Raw genomic sequence first — 21,093 nt, 5'->3', positions numbered from 1 at the left:
GAAGTTTTTTTATTAGTCCGCCGCGCCGGGCCCATCCCAACGTCGGCGTTTAGAGTGCGGCGCTACTGCGCCATGTTCAGCTCCCGTTCTGGAGCGCTTTCTCTCACCGGTCTGGCCCAGATGACTTCCTGAGCCATATCCCGCAGGATCGCCTTGGCGATTTTGCCGGTGGCGGTGCGGGGCAGTTCGTCCAGCGCCTCCACGCAATGAGGGGTTTTGTATTTAGGCAGACGCTCCCGCAGGAAGCGGTGCGTATCCGTCTCCACCCGCTGTTTGTCCTCGAAGCTTTCCGCTTCCCGGGCTACCACATAGGCTTTGGATTTCAACAGCCCGTCGTTGCCCTGGAACACCACCACAGAAGACTCCGCCACCACCCCCAGCTCGCCCAGCACCGCTTCGATCTCCAGGGTGGAGACCCACAGGCCGGAGGATTTGTAGGTGTCGCCATGTCTGCCGACAAAGACATACTCGCCTTTGTCGTTGGCGAAATAGCGGTCGCCGGTCAACAGCGATCCGTCGTAGAAGGTTTCCGCCGTCTTGGCGGGATTGTTCCAATAGCCCTGCGCCAGGGTGGGCCCTTTCACCCGCAGCTCGCCGATGGCGTTTTCCGTCAGGACTTTGCCGTTCTCATCGCACACACAAAGCTCATAGCCAGGCACAGCGCGGCCGTAATAGCTTTCCTTGGCGGAGGAATGGTTGGAGACGCAGAAGATATGCAATGCCTCAGTGCTGCCAATGCCATCCAGCACTTCCACGCCGGTGGCGGCGCACCACTGTTGCGCCAGCTTGATCGGCAGCGCTTCGCCGGCGCTGACGCACAAGCGTACGGAGCGGAAGTTGTCTTCCGTTGCGCCGCCGCCCTCCAGGATGCCCCGATACACCGCCGGCACCGCGAAGAAGACCGTCGGCTTGAGTTGTCCCAAAATATCGCGAATTACTTCCGGGGCCGCCTTGGTGCTGCACAACAGCGCGGTGGCGCCGAAGTACAGTGGGAAGTAAAGCGAGTTCCCCAGTCCATAAGCGAAGAACAACTTGGAGGAAGAGAAAATACGGTCGCGGTCGTTGATCTTCAGGGTTTTGCGCGCAAAGTTCTCCGCGCTGAAGCCCATGCTCACCTGGCGATGAATCGCGCCTTTGGGTTTGCCGGTGCTGCCGGAGGTGTAGAGAATGAAGCCGATGGTTTCATCACTCACCGGCAAAATATCCTCCACCGGCTCCATGCGGGAAGTGGCGATGTCCTCATAGCTGACCACTTCCACATGGGTCTGCTCGTTGATCTGCTCTACGGAGTAACGAGCCACCAGTTCCGCTTCGGTGATCAGCAGCTTGGCCCCGGAATCCTCCAGATAATGGGTCAATTCCTGCTCTTTCGAGAAGGTGTTGAGCGGGATCGCGATGGCGCCGATTTGCTGCGTCGCCAGGAACATCGCCAGATATTCGGGACGGTCGTTCAGCAGCAACGCGACGCGGTCGCCCTCGTCGATGCGGCTGGCTTTCAGGAAACCGGCGTATCGACTGGTCAGGCTCCACAGTTCGTCGTAAGTGTATGAAACGTCCAGCGTCTCCACCGCCGCTTTGCCGCCAAGTCCGGTTTCAACATGCTTTTTCAACAGAAAGTAAGCCGCGTTTTTTGTGGCCGCGCTGCTTATCATAGATTTGTCGTCCATCGCTAATCGCCCTCTGTCTATCATTGCGGAGAGTTGTTCGGCGCTGATCAGCTCCGCGTGTACTTCATCGGATTCTGAGTCATAGCGGGTCAGCGTCCGTTGTGAGCTCAGGGCGGGATTTTCATCCCCGAAATCGTCCCGGAAGAAACAGCCGCGGCTTTCCTGCCGGGCCAGGGAGGAGCGCATAATGGCCTCGCCCACCAGCAGATAGGCCACCACGTCATCCAGTTCCCGGTGTTGCGCCGTCAGCGTGCGTCGTTGATCCCGAATCCAGTCGGCGAAGGCTGCCGCGCCTTCCACATCCACGCCGCTTTCCTGATAGCGCTGCAATCCCTGCTGCAACTCCGCCACCAACTTCTTGTCATAGGCGGACGCTTTGTCATCCAACTCGAACGGCGTAGACAGCAAATGTCCCTGCCGCTTGAGCAAGTCGATCTTTTCTGAAATCACTTTAGCGGCGCAGAGATACAACGCCCACGGTAACCCCCCGACCCGATGAGCGCCGTAGTCGTGCATGGCTTCGCCGCACACGAACACGTTCTTCAGATTGGTTTTGAATTTGTGGTGGGCCACGCCGCCCATGGAAAAATAAGAGATCTGACGAATGCGGCTGCGATCCACCGGATAGGCGTCCGCGACCAGCGCCTTGATCTCGCTGAACGTCTCAAAGTTGTACTCCCGTTCATGCTGGTTCACCGCTTCAAGAATCTCCCGCAGAGCGTCTTGACTGGCTTCCGGGCAGCGTTCCACCAGACCGGCGATCAGCGCTTCTTTGTCCGCGCAGATATCTTCGATGTCGTCGGAGCCAACTACGGCGATGCGTTTGATGCTGCGGTGCAGTTCGCGATAGCGGAAGTCCACGTAGTATTTAAGATCGCCGCCCTTACGCCAGGTCATGAACGCCTGGAAGTGATTGCTGGTGCCGCGTCCGTAGAACAGTTCCTGCTCCAGCCAGTCCACGTGTTCGCCGTTCTCGTCATAGATTTCCGCGCCCGGCAGTTCTTCCGTCGGCGTCAGGGTGCCCAGGTCCGGTTGTCCGTAGCCGTGTTTGAATACGAACTCCAGATTGCTCAACCAGCCGCCGGCGGCGAGATGGCGACCATGCACGGAACCGTAGGTGCCGGTTTTCACCGAACCATGGAACAGGCCGGAATAGCCGCCGGAGGCCAGCACCACCGCGCCGGCGTACACCGCTCCGATTTGATCGCCGCTTTGATACTGCACGCCATGGCAACGCTTGGCGTCGGCGACGATGCGGGTCACCCAGGCGTTGTCTAAAACGACGCCGCCCAGATAACGGATTTCCTGCAGCAGCCGCGCCAACAGATGTCGACCGGAACCGGATTTCAGCGCCACACCCAATTGGATGTTCTTGAGCGCGTCAAACTCCAGCAGCGCGTCCAGTTCCGACGCCAGGTGATTTCTGGTGATGGCGCCGACGTCGGAGTGCTCTTGTCCGCGCCCCAGGTCGGTCAACCATTCCAGATAATCCCCGCGCGTCAACGGAGAGGTGTTGATGGCGCCCACCGACAAAGCGGAAGCGCCCAGCTTGCCGCCCCGATCGCTATCGCTGTAGAAGGCGATGGCGGTGGGGATGCCCTTGCGCAACAGCTTCAGCGCCGTCCAGCACCCCGCGATGCCTCCGCCCACTACGACGACATCAACGCTTATAGGATCAAGATTACTCGCAACCATGTTGTCCTCTCCGTGGTCATTTCTCAGTTGATCAGGCCAGTTCCGCGAAGTATCGGGATGACTTGTCCAACCGACGGTGCACGCCGCCGTAAATGGGGTTGCCGTAATCCCGGTAGTTGTAGTCTTTCATTTCGAAGCGCACGAAATCGCGCAGATAATCGAGCTGCTCCTGGGTCACCTCATCGCGTTCGTGCAGGTCCTTCACCATGGTGTAAAACTCTTCGAACTTGGCGACGAAGTTGTCGTCGCCGACGTTGAGCAGCAGGAACTTGGGATCGTGCGGACGTTTGATGCCGCCACGGTGCACGAAGCTCTCCGCACCCATGAAGCAGAAGAAGCAGTAGTACTTGAACACTTCGAAGTGGCGCATGCTCTTGTAGATGCCGTCCACCATGCGGCAGACGTACTTCCACTCCTTGAACAGCGCGGTTTCGTAGTTCTCCAGATATTGACGGGAAAAGTCGTCGTCCTTGAGCATCTTGGTATGCAGCATGTCTACGATGCGATGTGCGCAAAGTAAGGTAAAGCCGAGTCCGGTACTAAACCAACCATCACCTCCTACCGCCGAACCCGGCAACATGGCCCAACGATCGCCGACCGCTTGTTTTGTACGAAACTGAATGCGTTTGGTCTTGATAAACGGCATCAAGGTTTCGCGTCCCTTCAACATCTTTTCGACAATCGGATAACGTCCGATGATCTCCCAGAATTCTTCTTCCCCGGTTTTGTCATTGATTGGATAGGTGTCGATATCCAGGTTCAGCCCCACGCTGGTGACGCCGTTGTCGAACGGGATGAACCAGATCCAGCCGCCGTCGAAGCAGTGGTGCTGAGTGCCGCGAATACGCGGAACCGGGGTGCGTCCGATAAAGGCGTCATCACATTCCAAACTGCTTTCGAAGTCGCCGATATCCTTGAAGTGAGTGAAAATGCTGCGGCTTTTCAGCGGCGTATCCAGTTCTTCCTGCGGCACAATCAGGTCGTAACGCTGGGAAATCAGCGAACGATGGCCGGTGCCGTCGATGATGAACCTGGTTTTGATTTCGCTGGCGCTTCCGTCTGGACGGGAGCACTTGATCACCGCGCCGTCGTCATTGAATTCAATGTCTTCAACGGTGGTTTCCTCGAAATAATCCGCGCCGTAGCTGATCGCCACGTCCACCAGATATTTGTCGCTCTCCGCACGGTACAACTGCGTGTCCACTTCCGGCGTCTGCACGATGATTTCCGGCACGGCGCCATTGCTCAGTTTGGCGGAGGACAATCCAGGTTCATGCCAGAAGTAGTGGAACAGCTCCTTGGGTCCGCAGGTGATCGGCATGTGCGCGTTCATGATGGTGTCGTAACTGGCCAGATTGACGAACTCGGGAATGTCGTATTTCTGACCCAGGTGCCGAATCGTCTTACTCATGATGGGCGTAGTCGATTCGCCCAGCGCGAAGCGCGGGTGCTTGCCCTTCTCAATCAGCGCCACAGTGTGGCCCAGTTTCGCCAGCATGATGGCGCTTGCGGCGCCTCCGAATCCTGATCCGATGATTGCAACGTCGTACATAACTTTATCCATCCGTATTAATGTGCCGTGTCTGTCCAAGGTCCCCGTCTACGCCGCCGTCATGGTCGGCAGCGCCTGACGAATCCTGTCCGTGTAGCTTCTGAAGTACTCCGTGCTACACAGTTTCTCCGGCAGCACACGGGTCAGGTAATTGATGTATTCAAAGGGGCTGATGCGATTGCCATCCACGTCGAAAGTGGACTCATGTATCCCCTCGCCGCTGCGGAAGCGCAGGAAGCGAGTGGAAGGCAGCCGCAGAATCGCGGTTTCTTTCGCCATCAGACGCACCTGCTCCTTGCTCAGTTCAGGATGTCGACGCTGCAAGATGGCCGCGTTAAGAGAGTTGAGCAGCCACTCGATCTCTTTGATGTAACCGCCAATCGCCTCTTTGTTGGACATGGTTTTGAAACTGAATTCGAGGTTGGACTCGCCGCCCTCCTCGCTGCCGAACATTTCCAGCGCGCGGGGATACCAGAGATTGATCTTTTTCTGGATGTCCGCCAGGGTCCAGGGGCCTTCGCCCACCGCCGCCATTTCGCAGATTTCCTTCAGCACTTCCCAACCGGTTTTCAGGTGGAAGGCTTCTTCTTTCAGCATGGGACGCATGCTGGCGGCCATGGGCGCGTAGGCGAACTCTTCCTGCATGGTGAGCTGGAAGCGCCCCACCCGGTCGATGAAGCAGGCGAACGTGACGTTATCCAGCGAGTCCGTAAAAGGAATGTTGAACGCGTCCAGCACATGGGAGCCGGTGTTCATGGACAACAGCTCGTCCAAAGTGTTTTCCGCAATGCGGCTGGACCCGGTGGTGGACCAGCTTGGGTCGTGAGACAGCACCCAGAACATCTGATAGGCGTGACGAAATTCTTCCGCCATGATGCGCAGCACGCTGAACTTCGCCTTATCCGTGTAGCAGGTGTTCACAGTGTCCATATGCTGCTGGATAGAGCCCAGCTCAGTGCTGCACTGGGCCTTGATGATGCGCAGCGCCTGATACAGCATGGAGCCTTTCATCTCGCGGGCGGTGGCGTACTTCTTCACGCCCTGATACTTGCCCTGATTGATGAGATCCGCTTTCACTTCGGAGAGCTTGGCGGTCAAGCGCCAGGCAGGATCATTCGGGAAGTAGACATCCCAATACTTCTCCAGCAGACCGATGTCCGGGAAGTTCTTGCGCTGCCATTCGATCAACGCGTCGTGATACTTCTTATCAATGGTGTATTCGTTAATGGCGGCCATTTTCCTATGCCCCTTTAAAGTTGGGTGTGCGTTTTTCGATGTACGCGCTCATGCCTTCCTGACTGTCCGCGCCGATGAATAGTTGCTCCTGCAGGTGGCGCTCCAGCAGCAGCGCTGAGGGAATGCTCTCCGCATAACCTTTACTGATGGCCAGCTTGGCGTAGCCGATGGCGGTGCTGGCGCCGTTGGGCGGCAGAAACCGGGTCATGTAACGCGCCACCCAGGCCAGAGGATCTTCTTCGTCGATGCAACGGAACAGACCTGTTTCCACCAGTCGCGCCAACGTCACTTGTTTGCCGGCGAGCGCAGCGGGAAGCTGGCTGGGATAACGTTGCAGAATCGCCAGTTCGCCCGTGGGCAACGCCACCTCCGCCGTCAATCCGGCCTGATCGCAGAAGCGGAAGTCGCAGGCCAGCGCCAGTTCCATTTCCAGCTCCGACATGGCGCGGTTGCAGTAGAGCACGCACAGGCGGGCGAAGCCGTCGATGCGGGAGAACACCCTGCGTCCGTACTCGACCACAAAGTCATCGTTATCAATCAGCTCGTCGGCTCGCAGGAGGCCCGCAGACAGATCGATCGCCAAGGCGTATACGTCTTCGTCGATGCGGGCCTCCAGCAGCCGTTCGTTGAGCGCGCGCAAGGTGGAGAACGCATCCGCCGAGGCGCTGGCTTCGGTCAGAGTAATCAGCGCCAGCCCGTTCTCTTTGCGCAGGGTCGCCAATCCTTCGGGGAACGGCGTGCTCAGACTCTGCGCCAGCGCCGCGCCGGTTTCGCTGGAGAGCGTCGGCGCCGGTTTCAGCGCGTTCAGTTGCTCGCGGGTGAACGCGATGGCGCGATTAAGGAAGCCTTCCTGGGGATAAATCTCATCCACCAGACCGATTTCTTTCGCCCGCTCCGCACTGATGAACTGCCCCTGGGTGATCATTTCCAGCGCGGTCTGCGGTCCCACCAGACGCGTCAGACGTTGCGTGCCGCCCATCCCCGGGATAACGCCCAGGCGCACTTCCGGGAAACCGATGTTGTACTCGCCTTCCACCGCCACCCGCTTGTGCGCCACCAGCGCCAATTCCAGTCCGCCGCCAGTTATGTTGCCGTTGATGGCGGCGACGATCAGCTTCTTGGAATGAGTGATCGCTTCCAGCACTTCCGCGGCGTACAGAATGAAGTTGGAGTTGAACTTCTTGCCCGCGGTCAGCAGCATGCCGATGTTCACTCCGCCGGAGAAAAAGCGCGCGCCCTTGCCAGTGATGACGATCGCCTGCACCTGCGGGTCCGCCTCCAGCGCCAGGAACTTGTATTCCAGTTCATGCAGCAGGTCGTAAGTCAGTGTGTTGGCGGACGGATCGTCCAGTTCCAGAATGGCGATGGACTCATCCAGGCGATTGTTGATAAAGCGAAAATCCATGTTTGTCTCCTTGCTGGCGTTGCGGGAATCAGGCGGGCGACGCCTGCAGTTTTTGACCTGCGCGGGCGCGTCTCATGCTGCGCACCACATCGCCGACTTCATCGAGAAAACGCGGGTGTTTCAGGGTGAAGCCGGTGCTCTTCAATTTGGCGTTGCTGATGCGCTGGGACAGGGTCATGAACTCCACCGCGCACTTGCCGCCCAGGATCGCCACCAGCCATCTCGGCATGGTCATCACCCGCGTCTTACCCAGCGCTCTGGCGATGGAGGTGACGAATTCGCGCTGAGTGACCGGCTGGTCGTCGGCGATGTGAAAAAATTCGCCGGCGTATTTGACGTCAGTGATATGCGCGATGGCGCGACCGACATCTTCCACGTGTCCGGTGGTGATGTAGTTCTTGCCGTCGCCGACCACGCCCATCTGCCCTTTTTCCAGCGGCTTGACGAAGACTTCGTCAAAGGAGGAAGTGGGCTTGTCGCCGTATACCACGCTGGGGGCCACGGCGATGATCAACGGCAATCCTTCGGCAATCGCCTGCTGGCACAGCTTGGTGGCGGGCGTCGCAACCCGGTTGAAACCGGAGGGGGTATAGCGAATGGGGGTTTCTTCCGTCACCCAATCCAAGCCCATGTCTTCGAAGATGGTGGTGCCGGTGACGTTGACCACCGCTTTGATGCCTTTTCGGCGCGCCAGATCGATAGTGACTTTGATCCAGCGGGTGTATTTCTCGCAGCACTTTTCCGCGTGGCTGACGCTGAAACGCGCCGGCATGCCGTCGGTGAAAAAGCCCAGCACATTGATGGCGTAATCGATCTTGGGCAGCTTTGACAGCCACTCTTCGGGGCGGTAGACATCGCCCATGACGGGCGTGACGCCGATGGATCTCAATTTGGCGGCGCTGGCTTCACTACGCGCCAGTCCCAGTACTTTATTGCCTTTGGCGATATGGCTTCTGGCGGTTTCCTCGCCGATGAATCCGGTTGCGCCCATAATGAATATGGTGTCCACAGTGCCTCCTTCTAAAGACAGTCTTCGTTTCGCGTGCTTTTAATTGTTGTCGCAGTGGAGTTCGCCGAAGCGTCCCTGCGCCCGCCGTTCAATCCCGGTACTTGTCCTCATGGGTGAAACGGGCCGCCGGAATGCGCCTTTTGCCTGTCCCCGGCTGGCTGACGCCTTTGCCTATGGTCAGAATCATGGCGATCTCCACTCTGTCTTCATCCAGATGCAGAAGCTCGGAAACCCGTTTGTAGTTGAACCCGGACATGGGGCAGCTTTGATAGTCCAGCGATTCCGCAATCAACATCACCGACATGGCGAACAGATTCGCGGAACGCATGGCCTCATCTCTCTCCAGCGCAGGATTGTTTGCGTATATGGAACGCAGCATGTTGGCGAACGCCGCACGGTCCTGGGGATTACGGCTGTGGCAGAACGGCATGCCGGGAGTGGCCCAGGCTTTCTTGTCGGCGCACACCACCAGAATCTCCGCCGCTTCGCTGATCTGCTTTTGATTCCAGGCCGCTTTCAGAATCTCGTTTCTGAGCGCCTGGCGCCGCACCCGAATCACGCGCCAATGCTGTATATTGAAGGCCGAAGGCGACAGACTTGCCTGCTGCAGGATGTACTCCACATCCGTTTCCGGAATGACGCAGTCCGCATGGAAGCGTTTGTACGCCTTGCGTTTACGCAGCAGTTTCGAAAGCACCGCGGCGTCCTGACGTTGCGAGCCCGGCTTGGTGCGTTTGAAGTATCCGGTGTCCGCATCGGCTACCCAGTCTTCTATGGTTTCGTATTCGCCTTCGATGAATAACATGAGCCTGCAATCCGTGATTTCGCTGTTTGAAAAACCTTAATTGACTCCCCTTCTCGTTGGCTACAACCAAAATCGGGACACAATGTCTCACCATTAACGGTTGCTCAGAGGCGCCCCGCTCATTAAGAATTTGGCCGATAGCAAAGTTGGAACGCTTTATTTAAGTGTTTGAATTAACGAGAGATAAGGAATGCAGCAGACGCATTTCGGAAGTGGAGCCCAGTATGAGATTCAAACCAGAGACGGGTAAATTCAGAACGGAGACAGGATTGTCCCGGTTATTTACCCAAGGCGCGGCGACCTGGACGGAAAACGACGGCTTTCTCTGGCGACTCATGCGTCAGACAGCAGAGGAATTCGCCGAAGCCGCCGAGCGGTTTCTCATTCAGGCGACGGAAAACGCTACCGCTCCCACCGAAAAAGAACGCAAGTTCGCCCCCGCCGCCGCATTGCGCTCGTTGCGCAGCCGACTGTTCCGGGCTCACCGGGAAAGCGGCGCCTACAAGCGCATTGTCATGGTGAAGTTCAAGGACGACGCCTCCGCCGCGGATATCGACAGTTTTCAGCAGGCGCTCAATCGCCTCGCCGCCCTGTCCGAAGGTCTGTTGAGCATGGATTGCGGCCCCATACATCGGCTGCAGGGAGAAGAATCCTTATCAGCGGTGTCGCCCGATGTCAGTTATGGAGATTTCATTTCCATCTGGACCTTCAAGTCGGAGCACTACCTGCAACGCTTCATCGACAATCCCGAGCACAAGAAGATCGCTGCGCGTTATTTCAAACCCGTAGTGTCCAACCGATACGTCATCAATCACCTGTCCCGGCCCCACGACGCTTGAGTCGCGGGATGACCGGCGGCGGTCACACAGGAATCAGCGGAGATTCATCATGCAAAGAGGAGCACTTTCCATCGCATTTCTGACGGCGGCGCTGACGGCCGGCGCGGTTCAGGCGGGCAATTACGACGAGAAAAACATCAACGGATATCTGGACCCGATCGCCGCGCGCCATCAGTCCGAGTCCCAGAAAAAAGGACTGGAGATTTACACTCATCAGTACCTGATTGACGAGGGCTGGACCTCAACCGAGGCGCGCATGGAAATGACTCTGGTGGACGCCCAGGGCCGCACCAGCAAGCGCCTGGTAATCAAAAAAATGATGGAGGAAGCCGGGGTGCCTGATAAAACCATCGGTATCTTCGTCGAGCCCAACGACATCAAAGGCACGGTGATGCTTACCTTTGAACAGTCCGAAGGCGCGGACAATCAGTGGCTGTTCATGCCCACCATCAAGCGCACCAAGAAGATCAACGCGCAGAACAAGTCGGGCTCTTTCGTCGGCTCCGAGTTCAGCTGGGAGGATATCTCCACCACGGAACTGTCCAAATACACGTACAACCTGCTGAGCGAAACGCCGGATTACTGGGTGGTGGAACGCACGCCGGTGTATGGCTATTCCGGTTACAGCAAGCAGGTCACCCATGTGGACAAGAGTAACTATCAGACCAGTTACATCGAGTTTTACGACGCCAAGGGCGACATGCTGAAAACCCTGACGCTGAGCGAATGGAATAAGTACGAGAACCGCTTCTGGCGTCCCAAACACTTTGAGATGGTGAACCTGCAGAACAAGAAGAAAACCATTCTGCAGCTCAGCGACTATGTGTTTGGCGCCGCTGACGGCGGCGAGTTCAACAGCTTCAACCTGAGCCGGGTGAGCAACGACACCCTGCGCCGCTTTTAACCTCGGCGGCGAAAGGGATGCTCATGCCCAGGCACTCACACTTGCGATTTGCGTCACAGCGAGCGGGCGCGGCGACCCTGGCGTTAGCCATCGCCCTGCCCCTCGGCGCCGGCGCTGCGGACATCTCCGTCACCAGCGCCTACCTCAGCCCTGAGATTTACTGGTATCCGCAGAAAGGCGCGCCGATTCAGGATCATGGCAATGCGGCGCTGGCAGGATCGGCGGAGCTGTTCACCTACCTCCCGCACAACTGGAGCCTGAAAGCCACGCCGTATGGTCGCGTGGATTTCGTTGACGACAATCGTCACCGCGTCGACTTCAAGGAGCTGGACTTCGAGTACTTCCACGATAGCCACATCGTGAATATCGGTCTGCGTCATGTGTCCTGGAGCACCGTGGAAGCAGTGAACGTTCTGCCGTTGCAGGTGGCGGATGTGATCAACCAGCGCGACATCGCCGGCGATCCGGCAGGCCAGGACAAACTCGGCGCCCCCAGCATTCGCTACGCCTATCAGGCGGAATCCATGCAGTATGAAGTGTATGCGCTGCCCTGGTTTCGCGAGCGCACTCTGCCCAGTCGCGAAGCCCGGGAGAATCCCACCCGCGGACAACTGGAGTTCGACGAGGACGACGCCCTGTTCACCGATGATCGGGACAATCACCGCCTGAGTTACGCGCTGCGGGTGGAGAAAGTAACCGGAGAGGTGAACCTCGCCGCCTTTCATTACGACGGTTATCGCCAGGACCCACTATTTGTTCCCGGCGCCGAGCCCGGACATTTACGCCCGCTGTATTACAAGGTGAGAACCACGGGTTTTACAGTGCAGGGCACCGCGGGAAGCTGGTTATACAAAGGCGAGTTCGCTTACAACAATACGGAAGAGTCCAGCTCGCGCTATACGTTGCCGACAGACTTTTTCGCCGCCGTGGCGGGAGCGGAATACACCTTTATCCGCCCCGAAGAACAAGCGGACCTCAGCGTTTTCGCCGAGTATATCTATGACTCTCGCGGCGATGACGCGCTGGGGACGCCTTTCGATCAGGATCTCTTCGTCGGCGTGCGCTGGGCCTCCAACGATTACAACGACAGCACGCTGATCGTCGGGGCCATTGCGGACCTCAATCACAGCGCGGCGGTCTATCACCTCAACTTCAAACGTCGTCTGACCCCCAATATCGCCATGGAACTGACTTTACGCGGTTACGACCCAGACGACAGCGATCCATTGTATCCCCTGCGCGATGACCAATTGATCAACGCTTCATTCACTTACTATTTCGACTGATCCGGTGATTCACTATGAACAGGCTAGCTCTCACTCTCGCCCATCTGATCATCGCCGCCCCGAAACGGGTGATTGCGTTTCTGCTGTTGATGCCCGTGCTTCTGTCGCCGGGTTTGCAACACATCAAATTCAATGACGATTATCGGGTGTACTTTTCCAAGGACAATGTGGATCTGGTGGCCTGGGAAAATCTGTTGGACACTTACTCCCGCACCGATCCGCTGATTGTGACGGTAGAGGCGACCCAGGGCGCGGACCTGTTCTCCCCGGAAGTGATGGAAGCAGTGCAGCGGCTGACGGAAGAGTTATGGCAAGTGGATTTCGTCACCCGCGTGGATTCAATCACCAACTTCCAGCACATTGAGGCGGACGCCGAAGAAATCCTGGTGGAAGATCTGGTTGTGCCGGAGAAACTGCATAATCCAGGCTATCTCAGTTCCCGCCAGACCATTGCCGAGAGCGAGCCGCGCATCAAGGACAGAATGCTGTCTTCCGATGGCAAGGTCACCGCCATTTATCTGCAGTTGATGATTCCCGACAAGGAAAACGCCATCGCCGAGGCCGCCGCCAAGGTGCGCTCCATTCGCGATGACTATGAACAACGCTACGCCAACCTCGACATTCGTTTGGGCGGCATCGTCATGCTCAACGCCGCTTTCGATGAGTACGCCCGCGCCGATATGGCGACGCTGTTTCCACTAATGTTCCTGATTTTCATGGTCATCATGGCGCTGCTGTTCCGTTCCTGGAAAGTCACGTTGTGCATCGTGTTCTCAACGATTCTCACGGTTTTCTCGGCCTTTGGCGTCACCGGTTTTCTGGGTATCGAATTCAGCCCCCACAGTTCCATTGCGCCTCACGTTATTCTCACCATCAGCGTGGCGGTGGGCATCCATGTGGCGCTCAGCTACCTGTTCGGTCGCGCCCGCTATCCAGGCCGGGATGATGCGGTCAAACACACGCTGCAACAGAATATTTATCCTGTCACCCTGACCAGCCTCACCACCGGCATTGGCTTCTTGTCCATGCTGTACAGCGATGTGCCGCCATTTCAACATCTCGGCGTCATGTGCGCGCTGGGCGTGCTGTTCGCCTACATCAACTCCATGATTTTGATTCCGGCGTCCATGATGTTAATGAACATTCAGCGCGATCAGTCCGCCACTTCCGTGATCAGTCAGCTTTGCAAGGCGCTGGGGGAATTTCTGGTGCGCAGAAAGGCGTTGGTAGCGGTGGTGTTTCTGGGCCTGATGTCGGCGCCGCTTTATGGATTACGCTATTTCACGATCGACGATCATCCGGTGAAAATGTTCGAGAAAGGCACTGAATTCCGGGACGATGCTGACTTTATCGATCAACGTCTGGCCGGCACCACAACCATTCATTTCAGTCTCGACACCGGCGCTGAGCAGGGCATTTCCGATCCGGTTTTCCTGCAAGACGCAGAGGCGTTCAAACAGCATTTGCTCGATGACCCCATGATCAATCATGTTGCGTCTTTGACTGATACGCTGAAGCGGGTCAACAAGTCTCTGCACAATGGCGATCAGGCGTTCTATAAAACGGCGGATTCACAGGAAGCCAACGCCCAGGCGCTGCTGTTCTATGAAGCTAACCTGCCCTTCGGTCAGGAGATCAACAATGAGATCAATATCGCCAAGTCCTCCACCCGCATGATCGCCACTATCTCCTCCTCCAGTTCCAGTGAAATCATTAATCTGGTGGACCGCACGCATCAATGGCTGCAGGACAATGTACACAGTTTCAAAAGCCGGGGGGTGTCGGTGCTGGTGATGTTTTCTTATATGATTGAGCGTCTGGCGGACAATATGATCATCAACGCCGCGCTGGCCACCGTATTGATCGGTCTGGTGTTAACGTTGACCTTGGGCAGCGTGCGCCTGGGGCTGATATCCATGGCCCCCAACCTGGCGCCCATACTGGTGGCGTTTGGCGTCTGGTCGCTATGCGGAGGCGCACTGGACTTCGCCGCCGTGCTAATCTTCGCCATGACCCTGGGCGTAGTGGTGGACGACACCGTCCATTTCATCAGCAAATACCTGCGCCTGACCCGCGATCAGGGCATGACGCCCAACGAAGCCGTCGTGGAAACCTTCCGCAGCATCGGCCCCGCCCTGCTGATATCCACCGTCGTCCTGTCAGTCGGCTTCCTCGCCTTCTCCCTCAGCCACTTCCACATGAACGTGACCCTGGGCATCATGTCCTCCCTCACCTTCCTCATCGCCCTCATCTTCGACTTCATCATGCTCCCACTCCTCCTCCTGGCCTTCGGCCCCAAACCAAAACCCGCCGCAGAACCACTGAAGAATACCGTGGCGGCTTGAAGAATTTGGGAGTGGTTGGCGCCCACCGCTTTGTGCGGTGGGTTGATAGGAGACGCGACAGAGAGGGTTCTTCCAACTCTAGGGAACCTCTGAAAAACTACCTGCGGCGTCGCCAACGTTTTTCAGAGATTCCCTAAAGAACAATTTCCCTGTTCTACACACCCCGTTCGCCCTGAGCTTGTCGAAGGGCCTCCCAGAGCGCTAATCTAAACACTGACCAGCCTGGGTAGAAAAAACAACTGGATTTAACGTTAGTGTTCCACTAATTCCGGTGTCCGCCTGTCGAATAAGAAACGAGTCATCAAGAGCCCTTCGACAAGCTCAGGGCGAACGGAGGGAGTCGCGGGGAAATCGCCCAGCATGTTCAATATTTGCCAGGTTGGCCGCCGAAAAAGAGGATGAGACTTAGGGCGCCTCAGTATCATTAGAGTTTACGCTCCCTGAGCTGGTTCAGGTGATTTTCTGAACTCTTTTGTCCACAATCATAGGCGCGTACTTCTGCCGACGGATATCATTGCTCATCTGATACTTTCTCCCAGATACTTTCATATCCCTGCCTTTCAAGATATCCAGATATTGAATACATTATTTTCTCATTCCAAAACTCGTTGGATTCAACAAACAAAGATGGCTCACCCTGTTCTTCATCTTCAATAGATTTATCCACCATTCGCCAAAAGAAACGACTTAAGTATTCAGCCTCGTCTTCAGAACATGCTTCTCCCGCCTCCAGTATATTTAACGCTCTAGAGTCGTTCATTTTCCTAGCGTAATGAGAAACGTACTCTTTTTCTTCAGGAAATTTGAAAGTAATCATAATACTCCCCCTTCATTTCGGATTACTGACATCCGGTGAGCCACAAATTTCAGTTTCTCTACAAGTTTGCTTACATGCATTCTCCCAGTGACTGCATGGTGATAACCCTCTGCGCCAAACCCAACAAAAACTCACAACGGCAAACTCAAGTCAGCTTTTACCGCTTCGATAGCAATGATGGTGTAGAACTTACTGATCTTCATGTCGTCTGGAAACAGTTTGCGGGTGAGTAGGTCGTATTCGGCGATGTTGGCCACGTTGACGATTAATACAAAATCGAACTCCCCTGCTACGTAGTAGCATTGCTGCACTTCCGGGAATTTGATGACGCGGCGTTTGAAGGCGTCGACGATTCGTGGTCCGCCTTTTTCCAGAATTACCTGAATGATAACGGTCATTCTGTTACCCAGCAGTTGCGAGTTCAGAATCGCCACTTCCTTGTGAATAATCCCCTGCTCTCTCAATCTCTTAATGCGACGCTGGATCGCCGTGGGCGATAGGCCGATTTTCTCCGCCAGTTGTTGGGAGGTTTGCTGGCAGTCTTCCTGCAGTGCTTTGAGTAATGCGACGTCAAACGAGTCCAGTGCGTTCATTTTCGCCTCCTTTATGCGTTTATTATGAAAATAAGCGGATTTCCGACATTCTAAATCATAAATACGCAGAAATTCCCCCCAGCCCTCCTCCTAAAATGTCGTTCTGGCATTCGGCAATTAAAAGTTTCAAATAGCAGTAGGTGAATCGTGACAATTGAGCGGGCTCGTATTGGACAAGGCATCGCCATGGGCGTCCTGGCGGCATTGATTTGGGGTATCTGGCCGGTTATTTCCCGTCTGGGCGTGCAGCAGACTTTAACCGCCTATGATGTGGCAGCCATTCGCTTTATTGTAGCTGGCGTGATTTTTCTGCCCTGGGTCATCAAGTCGGGTTTGGGTGGCCTGACCTGGAGACAGGCGCTGATCCTCACCACCGGCGCCGGCGCGCCCTATGTTTTGATCAGCGTTGGCGGTCTCACGTTAGCGCCCGCAAGTCATGGCGGCGTCATTATTTCCGGTTGCGCCTTTTTGTTCGCCACACTGGGCAGCGTCCTGTTATTGGGCGATCGGCCCTCTTCACAGCGTAGGATCGGTTTCATGCTGATCGCCTTGGGCATCATGAGTATTGGCTATCGGAGCGTCACCACTTCATCGGACGCTCTCGCTAACGCTTGGATTGGGGACCTGGTGTTCGTCCTGTCCGGTTTCCTGTGGGCGTCCTACACCCTCAACAGCAAACGCTACAATGTTCCGCCGGTCACCGGAGCAGCCATCGTGTCCGTTCTATCCATGCTGATATATGTTCCCGCTTATCTGGCGTTCGGTGAGCCTCACCTGCTTCAGGCAAGCGGGCAGGAGTTACTGGTTCAAGGCGTTTTCCAAGGCGTCCTCGCCGCAGCCATCGCCCTGGTGTGCTACACCAAATCCATCTCCATTCTGGGCGCAGCGCAAGCCGCCGTCTTCACGTCTCTGGCGCCCGGCCTGGCAGTGCTTTTCGGTGATGTAATACTCGGCGAAACGCCAAGCTCCGCCGAATATATCGGCGTCTCTCTGGTCATACTGGGATTGCTGACTTCACTAGGATTATTCAATTGGCGGAGAGCGTCCACAGTCACAGCGGCTGACGGGTAGTCACAGCTTTACAATCAGCTGCCGTCTCTTACCTGGCGAGACATGACGATTTACTCTTGGTAGAGAAAGTAGTTTTACAACGCAGGCGCCTTTAAAAAGCAGCCTGCGTTATCAATAAGTCCGTTTTTAAATTGATTCTTCGGTGGCTTTAAAATACATCGCAAGAGCAGCAACCTGAGTGCTAAGGATAAGCAATTAATACCTCCTCATTAGTCACTATCTTGCGCGACCATCAATCGCCCTCCTCTATTAATCCAATATTAATAATCCCTAACGCCAAAGATCACAAGAATCCTTCCCTTTCAATGTATAGATAGACGCCAAATTTGTAGTTATTATTCATACCCTTACGAAAGACGGCAGTCATCATTGATGAACACCGCCCAGTAAAACCCAGCCCCGGAAATGGAATGCCCCACATTATGGATGATGACGAAACAAACTGTTTCTTTATAGAGCAAAAGCGCCTCATTGCATGCGCACCCGCGCTCATTTCAATACCCACTCCTGCAACACATAATAAGCTTGATTAAGGATAACGATGAAAATAGTAAAAATTCTAATAGCAACATTGGTAGCGCTTTACCTTACGGGATGCGCCTCGAATGGCCGCCATATGTATGTAGACGGCAAGTGCATATCGTGCTGGAACAACCCTATTACGGAGGAACCATTAAACTATGAGCCTTCTGAGAGCAGCCGTCATGAAGCACAAACCAAACAAGAGTTACTAACCTGGCATGCCTTGATGCTGGAAGGCCTGTCAGAGTCCAACGTCAAGGACCTGACGCCATATGGAGAAGACTACTTAAAACACAACCTTGGAATTAAGTTCGTTTCGCAACGCAACAATGAAATTTCATACCGCAAAGACATTCATCGAGCCACTTTAGAGCTGGAAAGCGCACTGGCCCAGCACTCCTTAAACAACGCGTATCAAATTACGGTTCCTGTTGAACTAGGAAAGTACGATTTTGATAAAGAGGCGTTTCCTTTTAGACCAGCGAAAGACTTTACCTTACGTGGGGGTAGCAATATTGAAATACTGCCTCGTGAGATCACGGTGACAGTTGAGAACCCTTCAGAGATCCCCAGTCTGAAAATGAGCACTGAAGATGCAGAATCATTCCTTAATCACAGAAACAATGGGCGCTGGGTGTATGTTCGCTACATTATCGAGATAACAGGCATGAGCACGCCTTCAGCATTTCAGTCTCAAGTTAGAGAAGTACAGTTTATCGATATAAACCCAAGTATCGTGACAAGAGACAATAAAGAAGTATATCCGCCGTTTCGCTCTGTCAAAATCTAGCGGGTTGAATACTCACACGTCTGTCTCGCATATCGGGCGCTTGAAGAAATTGACGGGCAATCACACTGCTGACTCTATTCCGTCACGCTTTCGACGCAAGTAAATACAAAGGTAAAAGTAAAGAGCGAGCTTTCCGATATCTCCGAAGGGGGGACAATATCGGAAAGCTCCGGGCGCGCTGCTTACTTTTGACTATTTCTGCATCAGCAACGGTTCTCTGTCGACATTCTTATGCGGGGGAATCATGGTATGGGGGGATGGGAAAACATCGTCGACATATATTTCCCAGGGAGGTATTGGGCGGGTTTCCTCTACAACGTGGTTAATGAACTTCCTTACGTGGGCGGGTTGGTGACGGGATTGGGTGTACACCAGGTTGAGATGCCGCGTGGGTTGGAAGCATTCTTTCTGAATGGGGATCAGAATGCCTTCTCTGATTTCATCCACGCACATAAACACCGGCAGTACAGCAATACCAAAGCCGTCCATCGCCATTTGTTTCGCCAATGAAAAGTCATTTATCTGCACGCGATCGCCAATCTTCTCATTGATCCGGAAATCATCCAGAAGCTTGCAATCATGCATGGCGATAATAGTGTGATTAATGACGTCATTGGGATTATCAGGCAGTCCGTTCATTTCCACATATTCCGGGCTCGCCACATAAGTAAAGGTCAATACGCCAAGTCCCCGCGCGATCATGGTCGAATCCACCAATGGCCCCAGCCGGAACGCCATGTCTATTCCTTCACTGATAAGACAAGTGCGGCGGTTGCTGAGGTGAATATCGATTTTTACTTGCGGGGTTTTCTTGAGGAAATTGGTGAACAATTTCGACATGGCGTTATTGTTATTAAACGCCAGGGGCATACTGACTTTAATTTCACCTACCGGAGTGCTTTGCAGGGATTTGACCATCGCATTGGCCTCCTCCGCTTGCTGCACTATACAGGTGCAATATTGGAAATACGCTTGACCGGCGGTGGTCAATTCAAAGTTACGAGTGGTTCTCCTTATCAGGCAAACGCCTAATGATTCCTCCAATTGAATAATTTTACGACTGATGGTTTGTTTACTTATACCAAGCATCTGACTTGCGGAAGTAATGCTCTTAGTTTCCGCGACCTTGGTAAAAATACACATACTGTTAAGATCCATAGTGCATTCATCCCTAACTATAATGAAAAGCTTATTTTCTTAGTTTTATTAACGCCCGGCGTCTGGCCTCCAGCTACCGGTCAGTCGGTCCTGCGACCAACGTCTTTTCAACTAAACTGCAACCTATTCCAACAGCTGATGATCCATCTTTTTAGTTATAAACAGGTTCAACCGTCTGTGCTGTTAAATATTCACATTTGGTGAACCCTTTCAGTCGCAACGCCTTACCGCTGAACCGCAAAGAGCGCCGCCTCCGGCGGAGAACGCATCACGTTCGCGCACGGAAATTCAGGGTGTCATGAACCGGCAAACCCGGTTCTTATTAGTTCCAGGGGAAGTAATAGTTATTCAGTATTTTTTGATATTTTGTGGAGTGAGCATTCATCCTCAGAGCAGAATGTAAACTGATTCGATGAAGCTTTAAATAAACCTTTAGCCTAAACCGGGATATTTTTTTAAAAAGTGCTTCCGTCACCGTAACTTAACCCTATTGTCCTACAAGTTTCGACTTAGATGAAATACCCACACCCAGAGCGCCTGAATAGAGATATTTATACGTGAAGAGATCAGGAGATTGGAAACGCGGAGGCGGGATTAGTTCCGCTGACGCACCGTCACGGACAATAAAAACGATTAAGTGATCATCCCTTTTAAGACGAACCTTAATCGCCTGCGTGCGCCCCACCGCCACACAACCCGGCGGGACAAAAATAAGCGTGAATCAGTTATCTTCGGTCAACTCCAACAGTAGACCGTCTAACTCTTCCGCATAATTTATCTGACACGCCAGCCTCGACACTCCCTCGATGTAATCAGGCTTGGTTTCCAGCAGTTCGGCTTCATCATAAGCAGGTTCAGGCAAGTTGCGTGCGTTCTCCCCGCGCACATGAACATGACAGGTGCCGCAAATGCAAGCGCCTCCGCAAATGGCGGCCATCTCAAAGCCGTTGTCTCGCAACAGCTCCATGAGAGAGTAACCCTCAACCGCCTGGATTTTTACTTCCGCGCCTTGCAAATCCTTCACGTTTATCGTTCCCATGCTCCACTATCACCCTGTCTTGTCTTTACTTCCCACCGCGCGGAGACATCCGCCGCACAGTCGACCCTGTTACGCCCTGACTCGCGTCGTCATTCGAAAGGCAGGTATTTTTCCTGCGTTTTTTTGGGATTCTAACAATTTCTCCGAACCCGGATAGCGTCATAACAGGGAAACATTGTCCCAATTTTGAAGCGATATTTGTCCCATTCGGTTTAATACCAGGCCGCCAATACACAATTAATTCGCTTATATAAAAGCAAGTAAAGCGCGCTTTTTCCAAATTCTCACTATACGTTTCTTCTATTGAAACTATGAAAGGAAATCAATTTTTAAACAGAACCTTTATTTCATCTCCGTAAT

16 protein-coding genes are annotated in these 21,093 nt (G+C 54.4%); 6 read left to right on the top strand and 10 right to left on the bottom strand.

Going from position 1 to position 21,093, the window contains the following annotated elements:
• Positions 1 to 62: 62 nt before the first annotated feature.
• The 6 genes from ACQYWX_RS11770 to ACQYWX_RS11745 form a co-directional block, all read right to left on the bottom strand.
• Positions 63 to 3,362, bottom strand: a complete 3,300-nt coding sequence (locus tag ACQYWX_RS11770) for a benzoate-CoA ligase family protein (protein WP_431688902.1) — start codon at positions 3,360 to 3,362, stop codon at positions 63 to 65.
• A gap of 31 nt (positions 3,363 to 3,393) precedes the next feature.
• Positions 3,394 to 4,914 carry an NAD(P)/FAD-dependent oxidoreductase gene (locus ACQYWX_RS11765; protein WP_279501822.1) on the bottom strand — a complete coding sequence of 507 codons (1,521 nt, stop codon included), beginning with the start codon at positions 4,912 to 4,914 and terminating at the stop codon, positions 3,394 to 3,396.
• A gap of 48 nt (positions 4,915 to 4,962) precedes the next feature.
• Positions 4,963 to 6,150, bottom strand: a complete 1,188-nt coding sequence (locus ACQYWX_RS11760) for a Phenylacetic acid catabolic protein (RefSeq protein ID WP_216735858.1) — start codon at positions 6,148 to 6,150, stop codon at positions 4,963 to 4,965.
• Between the two features lie 4 nt (positions 6,151 to 6,154).
• Positions 6,155 to 7,555 (bottom strand): enoyl-CoA hydratase/isomerase family protein, encoded by a 1,401-nt coding sequence (locus tag ACQYWX_RS11755; protein ID WP_431688901.1) that lies wholly within the window; start codon positions 7,553 to 7,555, stop codon positions 6,155 to 6,157.
• 28 nt (positions 7,556 to 7,583) lie between these two features.
• Positions 7,584 to 8,564 (bottom strand): NAD-dependent epimerase/dehydratase family protein, encoded by a 981-nt coding sequence (locus ACQYWX_RS11750; protein ID WP_431688900.1) that lies wholly within the window; start codon positions 8,562 to 8,564, stop codon positions 7,584 to 7,586.
• A gap of 88 nt (positions 8,565 to 8,652) precedes the next feature.
• The gene (locus ACQYWX_RS11745) at positions 8,653 to 9,369 is read right to left on the bottom strand and encodes a nitroreductase family protein (protein ID WP_216735855.1); all 717 of its coding nucleotides are present in this window, start codon (positions 9,367 to 9,369) and stop codon (positions 8,653 to 8,655) included.
• A 224-nt stretch (positions 9,370 to 9,593) separates the two neighbouring features.
• Here ACQYWX_RS11745 and ACQYWX_RS11740 point away from each other — a divergent pair, with 224 nt between their 5' ends.
• From ACQYWX_RS11740 to ACQYWX_RS11725, 4 genes are read left to right on the top strand one after another with little or no spacing between them, the layout of a single operon-like run.
• Positions 9,594 to 10,208 (top strand): Dabb family protein, encoded by a 615-nt coding sequence (locus ACQYWX_RS11740; RefSeq protein WP_431688899.1) that lies wholly within the window; start codon positions 9,594 to 9,596, stop codon positions 10,206 to 10,208.
• 49 nt (positions 10,209 to 10,257) lie between these two features.
• Positions 10,258 to 11,112: an outer membrane lipoprotein-sorting protein gene (locus ACQYWX_RS11735; RefSeq protein WP_127969851.1), complete on the top strand. Its 855-nt coding sequence runs from the start codon at positions 10,258 to 10,260 to the stop codon at positions 11,110 to 11,112.
• Between the two features lie 23 nt (positions 11,113 to 11,135).
• Positions 11,136 to 12,398 (top strand): hypothetical protein, encoded by a 1,263-nt coding sequence (locus tag ACQYWX_RS11730; protein WP_431688898.1) that lies wholly within the window; start codon positions 11,136 to 11,138, stop codon positions 12,396 to 12,398.
• A gap of 14 nt (positions 12,399 to 12,412) precedes the next feature.
• A complete protein-coding gene (locus ACQYWX_RS11725; protein ID WP_431688897.1) occupies positions 12,413 to 14,743 on the top strand; it encodes an efflux RND transporter permease subunit in 2,331 nt (776 codons plus the stop codon).
• 511 nt (positions 14,744 to 15,254) lie between these two features.
• Here the strand turns inward: ACQYWX_RS11725 and ACQYWX_RS11720 are convergent.
• Positions 15,255 to 15,560 (bottom strand): hypothetical protein, encoded by a 306-nt coding sequence (locus ACQYWX_RS11720; RefSeq protein WP_431688896.1) that lies wholly within the window; start codon positions 15,558 to 15,560, stop codon positions 15,255 to 15,257.
• A 131-nt stretch (positions 15,561 to 15,691) separates the two neighbouring features.
• Complete coding sequence (locus ACQYWX_RS11715; protein WP_216735850.1) at positions 15,692 to 16,153, bottom strand: Lrp/AsnC family transcriptional regulator; 462 nt, start codon at positions 16,151 to 16,153, stop codon at positions 15,692 to 15,694.
• 147 nt (positions 16,154 to 16,300) lie between these two features.
• On the opposite strand from ACQYWX_RS11715, the gene ACQYWX_RS11710 reads away from it, so the two are divergent.
• A complete protein-coding gene (locus tag ACQYWX_RS11710) occupies positions 16,301 to 17,224 on the top strand; it encodes a DMT family transporter (RefSeq protein ID WP_431688895.1) in 924 nt (307 codons plus the stop codon).
• 541 nt (positions 17,225 to 17,765) lie between these two features.
• Positions 17,766 to 18,536 (top strand): DUF4852 domain-containing protein, encoded by a 771-nt coding sequence (locus ACQYWX_RS11705; RefSeq protein WP_431688894.1) that lies wholly within the window; start codon positions 17,766 to 17,768, stop codon positions 18,534 to 18,536.
• A 192-nt stretch (positions 18,537 to 18,728) separates the two neighbouring features.
• Here ACQYWX_RS11705 and ACQYWX_RS11700 read toward each other — a convergent pair whose 3' ends face one another.
• Together ACQYWX_RS11700 and ACQYWX_RS11695 are read right to left on the bottom strand one after the other, a co-directional pair.
• Positions 18,729 to 19,694 (bottom strand): LysR family transcriptional regulator, encoded by a 966-nt coding sequence (locus ACQYWX_RS11700; RefSeq protein WP_216735849.1) that lies wholly within the window; start codon positions 19,692 to 19,694, stop codon positions 18,729 to 18,731.
• A 721-nt stretch (positions 19,695 to 20,415) separates the two neighbouring features.
• The gene (locus tag ACQYWX_RS11695) at positions 20,416 to 20,733 is read right to left on the bottom strand and encodes a 2Fe-2S iron-sulfur cluster-binding protein (RefSeq protein WP_431688893.1); all 318 of its coding nucleotides are present in this window, start codon (positions 20,731 to 20,733) and stop codon (positions 20,416 to 20,418) included.
• Positions 20,734 to 21,093: the final 360 nt, after the last annotated feature.

It is taken from the genome of Hahella sp. NBU794 (genome assembly GCF_050749805.1).
GTDB lineage: Bacteria > Pseudomonadota > Gammaproteobacteria > Pseudomonadales > Oleiphilaceae > Hahella.
Note: the sequence above shows the minus strand (reverse complement) of the source record. Positions and strands in the feature narration are given on the sequence as shown.